14 protein-coding genes and 1 riboswitch are annotated in these 14,211 nt (G+C 73.9%); of the genes, 7 read left to right on the plus strand and 7 right to left on the minus strand.

Features of this window, described 5'->3' with window-relative positions:
* Window positions 1-26: 26 nt before the first annotated feature.
* The gene (locus tag CP968_RS24010; RefSeq protein WP_150519965.1) at window positions 27-1,022 is read left to right on the plus strand and encodes a 2-hydroxyacid dehydrogenase; all 996 of its coding nucleotides are present in this window, start codon (window positions 27-29) and stop codon (window positions 1,020-1,022) included.
* 27 nt (window positions 1,023-1,049) lie between these two features.
* Here CP968_RS24010 and CP968_RS24015 read toward each other — a convergent pair whose 3' ends face one another.
* A complete protein-coding gene (locus CP968_RS24015; RefSeq protein WP_150519966.1) occupies window positions 1,050-2,924 on the minus strand; it encodes an anthranilate synthase family protein in 1,875 nt (624 codons plus the stop codon).
* A gap of 276 nt (window positions 2,925-3,200) precedes the next feature.
* Between CP968_RS24015 and CP968_RS24020 the strand changes: the two genes are divergently transcribed.
* Window positions 3,201-4,565: a class II 3-deoxy-7-phosphoheptulonate synthase gene (locus CP968_RS24020; RefSeq protein ID WP_373304062.1), complete on the plus strand. Its 1,365-nt coding sequence runs from the start codon at window positions 3,201-3,203 to the stop codon at window positions 4,563-4,565.
* Between the two features lie 163 nt (window positions 4,566-4,728).
* A complete protein-coding gene (locus tag CP968_RS24025; RefSeq protein ID WP_167536841.1) occupies window positions 4,729-4,995 on the plus strand; it encodes a (2Fe-2S)-binding protein in 267 nt (88 codons plus the stop codon).
* 27 nt (window positions 4,996-5,022) lie between these two features.
* On the opposite strand, the gene bfr is transcribed toward CP968_RS24025, so the two are convergent.
* Window positions 5,023-5,499, minus strand: a complete 477-nt coding sequence (bfr, locus tag CP968_RS24030; RefSeq protein WP_150519969.1) for a bacterioferritin — start codon at window positions 5,497-5,499, stop codon at window positions 5,023-5,025.
* Between the two features lie 174 nt (window positions 5,500-5,673).
* Between bfr and CP968_RS24035 the strand changes: the two genes are divergently transcribed.
* Window positions 5,674-6,306, plus strand: a complete 633-nt coding sequence (locus tag CP968_RS24035; RefSeq protein WP_150519970.1) for a sulfite oxidase-like oxidoreductase — start codon at window positions 5,674-5,676, stop codon at window positions 6,304-6,306.
* Between the two features lie 41 nt (window positions 6,307-6,347).
* On the opposite strand, the gene CP968_RS24040 is transcribed toward CP968_RS24035, so the two are convergent.
* The 5 genes from CP968_RS24040 to thiO form a co-directional block, all read right to left on the minus strand.
* Entirely contained in the window at window positions 6,348-7,235 is an 888-nt protein-coding gene (locus CP968_RS24040; protein WP_150519971.1) for a deoxyribonuclease IV, read from the minus strand.
* 15 nt (window positions 7,236-7,250) lie between these two features.
* On the minus strand, window positions 7,251-9,167 hold the full coding sequence (gene pknB, locus CP968_RS24045; protein WP_150519972.1) for a Stk1 family PASTA domain-containing Ser/Thr kinase: 1,917 nt from the start codon (window positions 9,165-9,167) through the stop codon (window positions 7,251-7,253).
* Between the two features lie 125 nt (window positions 9,168-9,292).
* Window positions 9,293-10,087: a thiazole synthase gene (locus CP968_RS24050; protein WP_150519973.1), complete on the minus strand. Its 795-nt coding sequence runs from the start codon at window positions 10,085-10,087 to the stop codon at window positions 9,293-9,295.
* Window positions 10,088-10,091: 4 nt separating this feature from the next.
* Entirely contained in the window at window positions 10,092-10,292 is a 201-nt protein-coding gene (gene thiS, locus CP968_RS24055; RefSeq protein WP_150519974.1) for a sulfur carrier protein ThiS, read from the minus strand.
* Window positions 10,289-11,485 carry a glycine oxidase ThiO gene (gene thiO, locus CP968_RS24060; protein WP_150519975.1) on the minus strand — a complete coding sequence of 399 codons (1,197 nt, stop codon included), beginning with the start codon at window positions 11,483-11,485 and terminating at the stop codon, window positions 10,289-10,291. Before thiO ends, thiS begins: the two co-directional genes overlap by 4 nt.
* Window positions 11,483-11,595, minus strand: a riboswitch (TPP riboswitch). (Overlaps the previous gene by 3 nt.)
* An 81-nt stretch (window positions 11,596-11,676) precedes the next feature.
* Between thiO and CP968_RS24065 the strand changes: the two genes are divergently transcribed.
* The 3 genes from CP968_RS24065 (at window position 11,677) to thiE (ending at window position 14,125) form a co-directional block, all read left to right on the plus strand.
* Window positions 11,677-12,924, plus strand: a complete 1,248-nt coding sequence (locus tag CP968_RS24065; protein ID WP_150519976.1) for an NAD(P)/FAD-dependent oxidoreductase — start codon at window positions 11,677-11,679, stop codon at window positions 12,922-12,924.
* 121 nt (window positions 12,925-13,045) lie between these two features.
* Window positions 13,046-13,411: an Rv2175c family DNA-binding protein gene (locus tag CP968_RS24070; protein ID WP_150519977.1), complete on the plus strand. Its 366-nt coding sequence runs from the start codon at window positions 13,046-13,048 to the stop codon at window positions 13,409-13,411.
* 78 nt (window positions 13,412-13,489) lie between these two features.
* Window positions 13,490-14,125, plus strand: a complete 636-nt coding sequence (gene thiE, locus CP968_RS24075; RefSeq protein WP_150519978.1) for a thiamine phosphate synthase — start codon at window positions 13,490-13,492, stop codon at window positions 14,123-14,125.
* Window positions 14,126-14,211: the final 86 nt, after the last annotated feature.

Below are 14,211 nucleotides of genomic sequence, written 5' to 3' on the forward strand. Positions count from 1 at the left end.
ACGTACACGGCGCAACGGGAGCAAGCGTGGAGATCCTGGCATTCGGTGTCACCGCCGACGAGCGGCCCCTCCTGGAGCGCGCCTTCGCGGGACAGCACGAGGTCCGCTGCCTCGACGTCTTCCTGAGCGAGGACACCGCGCCCATCGCCGCCGGCTACGAGGTCGTCTCCTCCAGCGTGAACGCCGACCTCGACGCCCGGGTGCTGCGCACCCTGGCCGCCGGCGGGACGAAGATGATCGCCCAGCGCTCCACCGGCTTCAACAACATCGACCTGGACGTGGCCCGGCAGCTGGGCATGACGGTCGGCCGGGTCTCGTACTACTCGCCCTATTCGGTCGCCGAGTTCGCCTGGGCCCTGGCCATGGCCGTGAACCGGCGCATCGTCCGCGCCTCCAACCGCACCCGGGACTTCGACTTCCGGCTGAACGGGCTGATGGGCCGCGACATGCGCGGCCGCACGGTCGGCGTGCTCGGCACCGGCAAGATCGGCGAGGCCTTCACCCGGATCGCCCACGGCTTCGGGATGAACCTGCTGGGCTGGGACCTCGCGCAGAACCCGGCGTGCGTGGAGCTCGGCATGAAGTACGTGGACAAGGACGAACTGCTCGCCTCCTCCGATCTGATCAGCCTGCACGTGCCGCTGCTGGAGTCCACCCACCACATCATCGACTCGGCGGCCCTGCGGCTGATGCGGGACGACGCGATCCTGGTGAACTCCAGCCGGGGCGGGCTCGTCGACACCGACGCGCTCGTCACCGAGCTGCGCGCGGGCCGCTTCGCCGGCGTGGGCCTGGACGTGTACGAGGCGGAGGCCGGGGTCTTCTTCCTGGACAAGTCCCTGGAGGCGGTCGAGGACGACACCCTGGCCCGGCTGGTCACCTTCCCGCACGTGGTGGTGACCTCGCACCAGGCCTATTACACGACGGACGCGGTGGGCCAGATCATCGACACCACCGTCGCCAACGTCGCCGACTACCTGGCCGGCCGCCGCTCCGAGAACACCCTCGTCGCCCCCTCCTGACCCCGGCCGGGACCGCCGCCCGGCCCCTCACGCCGGGGCGGTCACCCCCGTCAGCAGCTCCCGCAGCAGGTCCGCGCCCCGCAGCGTCAGCACCGACTCCGGGTGGAACTGGACCCCGGCGAAACCGCCGGCCGCCGACCGCAGGGCGTGCACCTCGCCCGTGGACCGGTCCCGCGCGACCTCCACCCCGCGCTCCGCGAGCCGCGCGGCCAGCGGTTCGCCGCACCGCGCCGTGTACGTGTTGTAGAACCCCACCACCTCCTCGGCCCCGAACAGGTCGATCCGGCTCTGCGCGCCCTGCGCCGGCTCCTCCTTGCGGACCAGCGGCAGGCCCAGCTCGGCCGCCAGCAGCTCGTGCCCCAGGCACACCCCGAGCAGCCCGTGCCGGTGCCCGGCCAGCAGCCCGGCCGTCAGCGACCGCAGCATCCGCATCTTCGGGTCGGCCGGGTCGGCCGGGTTCCCCGGCCCGGGACCCAGGACGACCGGTCCCTCCCAGGCCAGGGCCGCCGCCCGCAGCCCCGGCGCGTCGTAGCGCCGTACGGTCACCTCCAGCCCGGCCACCCGCAGGACGTGCGCCAGCATCGCCGTGAACGTGTCCTCCGCGTCCACCACCAGCGCGTGGCCGGCCGGCGGGGCGGCCCGCTCCCGCATGCGGAGCCAGAACGGCGCCAGGTCCGCCCGCCGCGCCTCCAGCGCCGCACGCACCCGGGGATCGTCCGCCAGCCGGGCCCCCGCGAAGCCGGGCCGGGGGGCCGCGGGCCGCACGCCGAGCGCCGCCAGCACCCCCGCCGCCTTCGCATGGGTCTCCGCCACCTCGCCCGCCGGGTCCGAGTGGCGCACCAGCGTGGCCCCCACCGGCACCCGCAGGGTCCCGTCGGCCGCGATGTCGGCGGTGCGGATCAGGATGGGGGAGTCCAGGCGCTGCGCGCCGCCCTCGTCCAGGCCGAGCAGGGCCAGCGCGCCGGCGTAGTAGCCGCGGCCCCCGCTCTCGTGGCGCTCGATCACCCGGCAGGCGTTCTGCACCGGCGAGCCGGTCACCGTCGCGGCGAACATCGTCTCGCGCAGCACCTCGCGCACGTCCAGCGAGGAGCGCCCGCGCAGCTCGTACTCGGTGTGCGCCAGGTGGGACATCTCCTTGAGCCGCGGCCCGACCACCACGCCGCCCCGGTCGCCGACCGTGCACATCATCTTCAGCTCCTCGTCGACCACCATCGACAGCTCCTCGGTCTCCTTGCGGTCCCCGAGGAACGCGAGGAGGGAGTCGGTGGTCGGGCCGCCGGCCGGGTAGCGGTAGGTTCCGCTGATCGGGTTCATCACCACCGTCCCGCCGGACATCCGCACGTGCACCTCCGGGCTGGCGCCGACCAGGGTCCGGGCGCCGGTGTGCACGACGTACGTCCAGTAAGCGCCCCGCTCGCCCTCCAGCAGCCGCCGGAACAGCGCGAGCGCGTCGGCCCGGCCGAAGCCGTCGATCCGGCCGCCGTAGGTGCGCCGGATCACGAAGTTGGCGCCCTCGCCGCGGCCGATCTCGTCCTCGACGACCCGCGCCACGGTGGCCGCGTACTCCTCGTCGGGCACGTCGAAGCCGCCGTCCTCGACCCGCACCCGGTGCGCGGGCAGCTCCTCCAGCACCCGGGCGAGGGGGAGCTCGTACGCCTCCTCGGCGACCAGCACGCTCAGCGGCGTGCCGTCGTCGCGCACGTCGAAGCCGCGCTCGCGGATCTGCCGGAAGGGCACCAGCGCGAGCGAGGGCAGCTCGCGCACGGGCAGGTCGGCGAGGCGCTCGACCTCGCGGACGGGCCCGAGCAGCACCTCCACGGTGTCGTGGTCGCGGCCGGGGGTCCGTCGGCGCAGCAGGGCGAACGGCGGGCAGGAGTCGTCGAGCAGTCGGCTGAGGTCCATGGGTCGGGCGTCCTTCCGGGGGGAGGGACGGCCCGCGCGCCGCAGAACGCGGAAGGCCGCCCCTCGGGGCGGCCTTCGCGTCATCGCGTGTGGTGTGTCCTAGGTACGCGCGAGGAGTGGGCCGCCGGGAGCGGGCCACCACCAGTTCATCTGCGACATCTGCGCGTGCGCGTACATGGCGAGCACTCTAACCCAGGGCCCGCCCGGTCGAGAGGCGCTCGACATCCCGTCTCACGTTGTGGGCGCGGGGCTGGACGGCCCCGGTGACGCCGTAATGTGTACGGGGTGACCGTGAACGCTGAAACCCAAGCCCCCGCCGCCAAGGCGACCTGGCGAGACCTTCCCGCGGCGCAGCAGCCTTCGTACCCCGATGCCGAGGCTCTGCGCGCTGTCGTCGCGGACCTCGAGTCGTATCCTCCCCTCGTCTTCGCGGGTGAGTGCGACCAGCTGCGCGCCCGTCTGGGAGCCGTCGCCAAGGGCGAGGCGTTCCTGCTGCAGGGCGGCGACTGCGCCGAGGCCTTCGACGCCGTGTCCGCCGAACACATCCGCGCCAAGCTGAAGACGCTGCTCCAGATGAGCGCCGTCCTGACCTACGCGGCCTCCGTGCCCGTGGTCAAGGTCGGCCGCATCGCGGGCCAGTACTCCAAGCCGCGCTCCAAGGACACCGAGACCCGCGACGGCATCACCCTGCCGACCTACCGGGGCGACTCCGTCAACGGCTTCGCCTTCACCGAAGAGGCCCGGATCCCGGACCCCGAGCGGCTCAAGCGCATGTACCACGCCTCGGCCTCGACGCTGAACCTGGTGCGCGCCTTCACCACCGGCGGCTACGCGGACCTGCGGCAGGTGCACGCCTGGAACCAGGACTTCGTGAAGTCCTCCCCGTCCGGGCAGCGCTACGAGCAGCTCGCGCGGGAGATCGACAACGCGCTGAACTTCATGAAGGCGTGCGGCACCGACCCGGCCGAGTTCAAGGCCGTCGAGTTCTACGCCTCCCACGAGGCGCTGCTGCTCGACTACGAGGGCGCGCTGACCCGCACCGACTCGCGCACCGGCAGGCTGTACGACACCTCCGGCCACATGGTCTGGGTCGGCGAGCGGACCCGGCAGCTGGACCACGCGCACATCGAGTTCTGCGCGCAGATCGCCAACCCGCTCGGCATCAAGCTCGGCCCCACGACCACCGTGGACGAGGCGCTGACGTACATCGACCGCCTCGACCCCGAGCGCGAGCCGGGCCGGCTGACCTTCGTCGTCCGCATGGGCGCCGACAAGGTCCGCGACAAGCTCCCCGAGCTGGTCGAGAAGGTCACCGCGTCCGGTGCGACCGTCGCCTGGGTCACCGACCCGATGCACGGCAACACCTTCGAGGCGGCCTCGGGCCACAAGACGCGCCGTTTCGACGACGTGCTCGACGAGGTCAAGGGCTTCTTCGAGGTCCACAAGGCGCTGGGCACCCACCCGGGCGGCATCCACGTCGAGCTCACCGGTGACGACGTCACCGAGTGCGTGGGCGGCGGCGACGAGATCTTCGTCGACGACCTGCACCAGCGCTACGAGACGGCCTGCGACCCGCGGCTCAACCGCAGCCAGTCCCTGGACCTCGCGTTCCTGGTGGCGGAGATGTACCGGGACCAGTAGCCGCGACCTCCGCGCGGTGGCTTCCCACGACGACGGGGCACGGATCCATGTGATCCGTGCCCCATCGTCGATTCCAGGGCTTTTAGGGTTGCCTAACTTTGGGTACGGTTAGGTAAGCCTCACCGAATCGGGGATGGCTCGCCGAACCATTCCGCCCAGGGAGGTGAACCGCGTGTACGTCTGCTCTTGCTTCGGGATCACCGACAGGCAGGTGAAGGACCACGCGGCAGCCGGGGCCTGCACCCCGCGCCAGATCGCCTCCGCCACCAAGGCCGGCACCGACTGCGGCTCCTGCGTGCGCACCATCCAGGGCATCCTCGGACGGGGCGCCTGCCCGCGCCGCGAGCTGATGGAGACCGGAGCCGGCACGGGCGTGCCCGCCGCCGACACGGCCCTCGCGGCGCCGCCGGCGCTGGCGGAAGCGGCCTAGCCGACGGTCCGCCGCGGCATCCGCGTACTAGCTCGGCTGTTCGATGAGCTGGGCGATGTAGAGCGGCTCGCCGAGGGACTCGATCAGCTCCAGCTGGGTGTCGAGGTAGTCGATGTGGTGCTCCTCGTCCTCCAGGATCTCCTCGAAGAGGCGGGCGGAGGTGATGTCGCCCTTGCCGCGCATGACCTCGATGCCGCGCTTGAGCCGGTCGATCGCCTCGACCTCGACCTGCCGGTCCGCCTGGAACATCTCCGTGACGGTCTGGCCGACGCGCACGTGGAAGAGCCGCTGGTAGTTCGGCAGGCCGTCGAGCATCAGGATGCGCTCGGTGATCTTGTCCGCGTGCTTCATCTCGTCGATGGATTCTTCACGCGTGTACTTGGCGAGCTTCGTCCAGCCCTTGTTGTCCTGGATGCGGTAGTGCAGCCAGTACTGGTTGATGGCCGTCAGCTCACCGGTCAGCTGCTCGTTCAGAAACTCAAGGACCTCGGGGTCGCCCTGCATCGCAGAGGCTCCTTCCAGGCAATGTCAGCCATGTGACGGGGGTGGGTGCGCGCATCCTTGCACCGCCGCCGGAGGCCGTCCAGTAAGTGCCTCCTTAGTGGGAGTTACCGCGACTTGCCCGAATCGGCTCAGACCTGGTCATGACCACCCTGCCCAATCTGTCACCATGGACGCATGGGTCAGCCGGAAAGCCGGGAATCTCCGGGAGCAGCGCAGTCCGAGCTCCCCCCGGGGCAGCGGTTGCAGCGGGGCTGGCCGGTCACCCACTACGGTCCCGTGCCCAAGTTCAAGCCGGACCGCTGGGAGTTCCGCGTCTTCGGCGCGACGGCCGACGGCGACAAGCACTGCTGGAACCACGAGGAGTTCGCGGGCCTGCCCTTCGACTCGGTCGTGGCGGACCTGCACTGCGTGACGAAATTCAGCATGACGGGCGCCGAATGGGGCGGGGTGCTCACGCGCACCGTCCTCGACCTGGCGCCGCCGGCGCCGCAGGCCACGCACGTGATGGTGTGGGCCGAGTACGGCTTCAGCTCCAACATGCGGCTGGCCGACTTCGCCTCCGAGCGGGCCGTCTTGGCCACCCACGAGGGCGGCGAGCTGCTCACCGCCGAACACGGCTTCCCGCTGCGGCTGGTGGTTCCGCACCTGTACGCCTGGAAGGGCCCGAAGTGGGTCCGCGGCATCGAGTACATGACGGCCGACCGCCGGGGCTTCTGGGAGGAGCGGGGCTACCACAACGTGGGCGACCCCTGGCGCGAACAGCGCTACTCGTACCAGGAGGAGCCGGGGGACGGGCCCGAGCTGTAGCGGCCCGTCCGCCGGGTGCGCGTCCACGGCGCCCGGGGCGGTCAGCCCGCGCCGCGCAGCTCCTTCAGCAGGGCCACGTCCGCCGCGTGCCCCTCCTTGCCGCCGGGGGTCTCGATGACCAGCGGTACGCCCGCCATGGCCGGATGGGTGAGCAGCTCCGCGAAGGCGTCCCGGCCGATGTGGCCGCTGCCGATGTTGGCGTGCCGGTCCTTGTGTGCGCCGACGCCCTCCTTGGAGTCGTTCGCGTGGACCAGCTTCAGCCGGCCCTCGCCCACGGTGTCCACGAGCAGGTCCAGCATCAGCTTGGTGCCGCCCGGTTCCGCCAGGTCGTGGCCGGCCGCGAAGGCGTGGCAGGTGTCCAGGCAGACCCCGAGCATCGGGTGCCGGTCGAGCGCCTCGAAGTACGGGCCGAAGTCCTCGGCCAGCGAGCACAGCGAAGACCCCTGCCCGGCCGTGGACTCCAGCAGCAGCAAGGGGTCGTCCTCGTGCGTCAGCTCGTCCAGCAGCGGGAGCAGGTGCTGCCGGAGCTGCGCGTACGCCGCCGCGCGGGGGCGGCCGCCGGTGGCCGAGCCGGTGTGCACGACCACCCCGAGCGCGCCGATCTCCCGGCCCCGTCGCAGCGAGTGCCGCAGGGACTCCACGGAGCGCTCCACGGTCGCTTCGGTGTGCGAACCGAAGTTGATCAGGTACGGGGCGTGCACGTAGGCCGGGACCGCGCGCCGGGCGCACTCGGCGCGGAACAGCTCGTCCTGCGCCGGGTTGCCGACCGGGGTGGCCCAGCCGCGCGGATTGGCGACGAAGACCTGCACGACCTCGGCGTCCAGCTCACGGGCGTACGCCAGCCCCACCTTGGCGAGCCCGCCCGCGACCGGGACGTGCCCGCCCACCGGGTTGCGCGGGGCGCTGCCCGGTCCATCCGCCTGCTCCACGTGCTCCACGTACCCCTACAGTCCCTTGGTCTTGACGGTGATGGTGCCGCCCTCGGGCGCGTTCTGCCCGCCGGGGACGGACTGGCTCTCCACGGTGTTGCCGAACGACAGGAACGGCCGCTCCACCTTCACCTTGAAGCCGGCGCCCTCCAGCGCCCTGCGGGCCGCTTCCACGTCCTGGCCGGTGACGTCCGGCACCGGGAGCTGGCGGGGGCCCTTGGACAGGGTCAGGGTGACCGTGTCCCCGGCCGCGGCCTGGGTGCCGGCGCCGATCGACTGGTTGGCGACCGTACCGGCCGGAGTGGGCGCGTTGACCTGCTCGGGGGCGGTCGCGACCTTCAGCCCGAGCCCCTCCAGCGTCGCCGTCGCCTGCTCGGAGGGGAGCCCGGCCACGCTCGGCACCGGGACCGGGCGGCCCTTGCTGACCACGAGCGAGACCGCGGTGTCCGGCGCCCGCTTCTGGCCGCCGGCCGGGTCGGAGGAGATCACCGAGCCCTGGGCGACGTCCTGGCTGAAGGCCTGGGAGACCACGCCCGGGGCCAGCCCGGCCTTGGTCAGCTCGGACTCGGCCTCCTCCAGCGGGCGGCCCTTGAGGTCCGGCACCGACACGACCTCCGGGCCGCGCGAGACGGTGAGGGCCACCGCGCCGTTGCCCCGGATGCGCCGGCCGGCCGCGGGGTCGGTGTTCATGACCGTCCCGCGCTCGAAGGCGTCGCTGAACTTGCGCTCGACGCGCTTGACACCGAGGCCGGAGGCGGACAGCTGGGCCTTCGCCTGCTCCTCGCTCTTGCCCAGGACGTTGGGGACCTTGGTGAACTGGCCGGAGTTGATGTACCAGACACCGGTGCCGAGCCCCAGCGCCAGCAGCACCCCCGCGACCACCAGCAGCGTGCCGCGGCGCGGGCGCGGCCGCTGCCGGGCGGACCGGTGCGGGGACGGCGGGGGCGGCAGGGGCGGGCTCTCCAGGCGGGAGGTGTGGTGCACCGGCCGGTGCGCGGTGACCGGGCGGGGCAGCACCCCGGTGCGGTCCTCGGCGGCCGACCGCTCCCCGGCGCGGGCCTGCGGGGGCAGGGCGTCCAGCTCGGCGTCGCTCAGCCCCGCCCGGGCCTCGCGGGCCAGACCGAGCAGGGAGGCCGCGTCGGCGGGGCGCAGGGCGGCGTCGCGGGCGGTGGCGTGCGCGACGAGCTCGTCGAGGCCCACCGGCAGCCCGGGCACGGTCGCCGAGGGCGGCGGCACGTCCTCGTGGAGGTGCCGGTAGAGGATCCGGGCGGCGCTGCCGCCGGTGTGCGGCTTGCCGCCGGTGAGCATCTCGTACAGCACGACGCCGCAGGCGTAGACGTCCACCCGGGTGTCGGTGGCGCTGTTCTCGATCTGCTCGGGGGCCAGGTAGGAGACGGTGCCGAGGACGGAGCCGGTGGTGTGGGTCACCGAGTCGACCGACCGGACCAGGCCGAAGTCGGCCACCTTGACCCGGCCGTCGTCGCCGATCAGGACGTTCTCGGGCTTCATGTCGCGGTGCACGAAGCCGGCCCGGTGGGCGGCGCCGAGCGCGGCGAGGACCGGCTCCAGGATGTCCAGGGCCGCCCGCGGCTGGAGCGCGCCGCGCTCGCGCAGCACGTCGCGCAGGGTGCAGCCGGAGACGTACTCCATGGCCAGGTAGACGTACGGGCCGTCCGTGCCCTGGTCGAAGACGGCGACGACGTTCGGGTGCGACAGCCGAGCCACGGACTTCGCCTCCCGGATGAACCGGTCGACGAAGCCCGCGTCGGCGGCGAGCGCCGGGTGCATCACCTTCAGCGCGAGGACGCGGTCGAGGCGGGTGTCGAGGGCCCGGTAGACCGTGGCCATGCCGCCGGCCGCGATGCGGGCGTCGACGCGGTAGCGGCCGTCGAGCACGCGCCCGACGAGGGGGTCATCCAGGGTCGTATCCACCTGCCGATTCTACGAGGGGCCCCCGCGCCCCCGGTCCCGCTCCCCCGGCTTGCAGCGCAGCTGTGACGTGCCCGGACACGGACCGTCGCCGGTCGCGGACCCCCGGCGGGACGGCGGGGCCGGGGTCAGAACGCCGGGCGCTCCGGGTCCAGGGCTGCGCGGCCCGTCACCGGGGAGGAGGCCTCGGCGAAGCGGCGCTGCGGGATGCGGCCCGCGCGGAAGGCCAGCCGGCCCGCGGACACGGCGTCGCGCATGGCGCCGGCCATCAGCACCGGCTCCCGGGCCCGCGTCACGGCGGACGCCAGCATCACCGCCGCGCAGCCCAGCTCCATGGCCAGCGCCGCGTCGGAGGCCGTGCCGGCCCCGGCGTCCAGGATGACCGGCACCCCGGCCCGCCCGGTGATCAGCTCGAAGTTGTGCGGGTTGCGGATGCCCATCCCGGAGCCGATCGGGGAGCCCAGCGGCATGATCGCCGCGCAGCCCGCGTCCTCCAGCCTCCGGGCCAGCACCGGGTCGTCGTTGGTGTACGGCAGGACGGTGAAGCCCTCGTCGACCAGGATCTCGGCGGCGTCCAGCAGCTCGACGCCGTCGGGCAGCAGGGTCCGCTCGTCCGCGACCACCTCCAGCTTGATCCAGTCCGTGCCCAGCGCCTCGCGGGCCAGCCGGGCGGTGAGCACGGCCTCGCCCGCGGTGTAGCAGCCGGCGGTGTTCGGCAGGACCGCGATGCCCAGCCGCTCCAGCACGGACAGGACGGAGCCCTGGACGGTGGGGTCCAGGCGGCGCATGGCCACCGTGGTGAGCTCGGTGCCCGAGGCGACCAGGGCGCGTTCGAGCACGTCCAGGCTGGGGGCGCCGCCGGTGCCCATGATCAGGCGGGAGGAGAAGGTCCGGCCGCCCAGGGCGAACAGGTCGTCGGCCACGGCCTCAGCCCCCCTGGACGGCGGTGAGGACCTCGACCCGGTCGCCGTCGCCCACGGCCGTGGCGGGCCACTGCCGGCGCGGGACCACGGTCTCGTTGAGCGCGGCGGCCACCCCGGAGGGGGCGGCGGTCAGGGTGGCGACGACCGCGTCGAGGGTGGTGCCCGCCGCGACCTCGCGCGGCTCGCCGTTGACGGAGATGGTCATGCGTACGACTCCTGACGTGCGGCGGAGAACCGGCGGGGGGTGAAGGGGCGGGCGATCCGCGGCAGTTCGCCGGTGGACAGCAGCTCCGCCATCACCTCGCCGGTGAGCGGGGTCAGCAGCACCCCGTTGCGGTAGTGCCCGGTGGCCAGGTGCAGGCCCGGCAGGTCGGTGGGGCCGAGCAGCGGCGCGTTGTCGGGGGAGCCGGGGCGCAGGCCGGCCCGGGTCTCGGTGAGCGGCAGCTCCGTGATGCCGGGGACCAGCTCGTGGGCGTCGCGCAGGAGCTCGTACACCCCGCCCGCGGTGACCGTGGTGTCCCAGCCGAGCTCCTCGCTGGTGGCGCCGACGACGAGCTCGCCGTTCTCGCGCGGCACCAGGTAGACGTGGCTGCCGCGGACCACCGCCCGTACGGTCCGGGACAGGAACGGCGCGTACGCCGGGGGCACCGCCAGTCGCAGCACCTGCCCCTTGACGGGCCGCACCGGGGCCGTGACCCGCGGCGGCACCCCCGCCAGCCGGCCGCTCAGCGAGCCCGCCGCCAGGACCACCTGGTCGGCGCGCAGCTCCGTACCGTCGTCGAGCCGTACGCCCGTCGCCCGGTCGGCGGTGACCAGCAGCCGCTCCACCGACGCCCGGTGGAGCTCCACGCCGGCCCGCTCGCAGGCGGCCAGCAGGGCGGCCGCGAGGCGGCGCGGGTCGACCTGGTGGTCGCCGTCCACGCGCAGCCCGCCCCGCACCCCGGGCGCGAGCATCGGCTCCAGGCGGCGGCACTCGCGGCCGGTGAGCCACTCGGAGTCCAGGCCGCAGCGCCGCTGCAGGGCGTGCAGCTCGCGCAGGTGCAGCCGGTCGTCGGAGTCGAGGGCGACGGCGAGGGTGCCGCAGGCCCGGTAGCCGATGTCCAGGCCGCCGCTCGCGTCGGCGAGTTCGGCCGCGAACTGCGGGTAGCGGGCGGCGGAGGCGAGGCCGAGCTCCAGCAGCGCCTCCTCGCCGTAGTGCAGTTCGGTGACCGGGGCGAGCATGCCCGCCGCGACCTGCGCGGCGCCGCCGCCGGGTGCCGGGTCGACGAGCGCGGTGCGCAGGCCGCGCCGGGCCGCCTGCCAGGCGGTGACGAGCCCGATGATGCCGCCCCCGATGACGAGGGCGTCCGCTCCGCGCGGAGCGCCGCGGCCCCGTGGAGACGTCCGAGATGCGTGCATGGGCGTCCAGCCCCTCCCTTCGCCGGCATGACCCGGATCAGGTTCGTACGGTCGGAGGCCGTCCAGCCTCCCTCTCAGCCCGGTGCGCCCGGACTCCCGCGATAGGTACGGTGGCCAGCGTAACCCCGGTGCGGACGGCCGGTAAGGCGACACCTATTCCTGACGGAGCGTCAGCTGATTAGGGTGGTCGCGTGAGCGAGCAGACGGAACAGACTCAGAGCGGCGTCGTCATCGCCGGCGCCGGAATGGCCGGGGTGCAGACCGCGGTCGCCCTCCGGGAGCAGGGCTTCACCGGCCCCGTCACCCTGCTGGGCGCCGAACCGCACCAGCCCTACGACCGCCCCCCGCTGTCCAAGGCGATCCTCCTCGGCAAGGCCGAGGACTCCGCCTTCGACGTGGACTTCGACGGGCTCGGCATCGAGCTCAGGCTCGGCACCGAGGTCACCGGCCTGCGGGGCGCCGACCGCGAACTGGACACCGAGGCCGGCCCCGTCCCGTACGGGCGGCTCGTCCTGGCCACCGGCGCCGTGCCGCTGACCCTGCCCGCCACCGCCGGGGTCCGCGGCGTGCACCTGCTGCGCACCCTCGACGACGCGGCGCGGCTGCGCCCGGTGCTGGCGGCGGCCGACCGGGTGGTGGTCGTCGGGGCCGGCTGGATCGGAGCCGAGTTCGCGACCGCGGCCCGCACGGCGGGCTGCGCGGTCACCGTCGTCGAGGCGGCCGACCGGGTCCTGTCGGGCGCGCTGCCCGCGGAGGTCGCCGCGCCCATGGCCCGCTGGTACGAGGAGGCCGGCGCCGAACTGATCACCGGGGCCCGGGTGGCCGGCGTCGAGGACGGCCGGGTACGGCTCGCGGACGGCCGTACCCTGCCGGCCGGCGCGGTCGTGGTGGGCATCGGCGCCCGCCCCGCCACCGGGTGGCTGGCCGGCAGCGGCGTGGAGCTGGGCCCGGACGGCTCGGTCACCGCCGACGCCCACCTGCGCACCTCCCTGCCCGGGGTGTACGCGGTCGGCGACTGCTCCTCCTTCCCCTCCGCCCGCTACGGCGAGCGGCTGCTCGTGCACCACTGGGACAACGCCCTCCAGGGCCCGCGGGTCGTCGCCGCGAACATCCTGGCGGCCGAGGGCGCCGCGACGGCCCTGGCGGAGGCGGTCGACGAGGTCTACGACCCGGTCCCGTACTTCTGGTCGGAGCAGTTCGGCCGCTTCGTGCAGTACGCGGGCCACCACGGCGGGGCCGACACCCTGGTCTGGCGCGGCGACCCGGCCGAGCCCTCCTGGTCGGTGTGCTGGCTGCGGGACGGCGCCCTGGCCGCAGTGCTGGCCGTGGGCCGCCCGCGCGACCTCGCGCAGGGACGCCGGCTCATCGAGTCCGCGGCCGCCCTCGACCCCGACCGTCTCGCCGACCCGGCCGTCGCCCTCAAGGCGGCCACGACCTAAGGAGAACGCCCGCGCGGGGCGCCGGCCGGGCCCCGCGCGGGCACCCCTGCGGCGCCCGGGGGCCACCCGTCCGGGGCCGCTCGGGTACCGGCCGCCAGTCCGAGATGGCAGGCTTGTGCCCGTGACCGAGATTGACGCAAAGATCGATGCCCTTGTCCCCGCCTGGCTGTACCTCCCCGACATCGCGGAGATGCTCGACGTCGAGGTGACCCGGGTCCGCCAGATGGTGAAGGAAGGGCAGCTCATCGCCGTGCGCCGCGGCGAGAACCGCGCCCTGCAGGTGCCCGCCCCCTTCATCGACGGCGACAAGGTGGTCAAGGGCCTCGTCGGCCTGCTGACGGTGCTGCGCGACGACCGCTTCTCCGAGGAGGAGATCCTGGAGTGGCTCTTCACCGAGGACCCGACCCTGCCCGGCACCCCCGTGCAGGCGCTGAGCGAGAATCGCGGCACGGAGGTGAAGCGCCGCGCTCAGGCGCTCGCCCTCTGACCTGATCCGCATCCGCTCCACCGCGGCGTACGGGCCCCCACGGTCCCGTACGCCGCTTCCATCACGGGGGGAACACCCATGCAGCTGTCCGACGCCCGGCTCTACCTGTGCACGGACGCCCGCAAGCGGCAGGGGGACCTCCCCGAGTTCCTCGACGCCGTCCTGGCCGGCGGAGTGGACGTCGTCCAGCTGCGCGACAAGGGCATGGAGGCCGGGGAGGAGCTCGACCACCTGCGGGTCTTCGCCGAGGCCGCCCGCCGCCACGGCCGGCTCCTCGCCGTCAACGACCGCGCCGACGTCGCGCACGCCATCGGCTCCGACGTGCTGCACCTCGGCCAGGGCGACATCCCCGTCCCCGCCGCCCGCGCCGTCCTCGGCGACCGGGTGCTGATCGGCCGCTCCTGCCACGCCGAGTCCGAGGTGGACGCCGCCGCGGCCGAACCCGGCGTGGACTACTTCTGCACCGGCCCCTGCTGGCCCACGCCCACCAAGCCCGGCCGCTCCGCACCCGGACTCGGCCTCGTCCGCTACGCGGCCTCCCTCCCGCAGGACCGGCCCTGGTTCGCCATCGGCGGCATCGACGGTACGAATCTGGACGAGGTGCTGGACGCCGGCGCCACCCGGATCGTGGTCGTCCGCGCCCTCACCGAGGCCTCCGACCCCGGCGCGGCCGCCGCCGACCTCGCCCGGCGGGTCCGGGCCCGGCTCGGCTGACACCGGCCGCACACCGCGCCGCGTGTCCAAAAACGTGTCCAAAAGGCGGACGTGGCTTCGAACTGCGCCGGAGCCCGTCTAACCTG

It is taken from the genome of Streptomyces subrutilus (assembly GCF_008704535.1).
Lineage (GTDB): Bacteria > Actinomycetota > Actinomycetes > Streptomycetales > Streptomycetaceae > Streptomyces > Streptomyces subrutilus.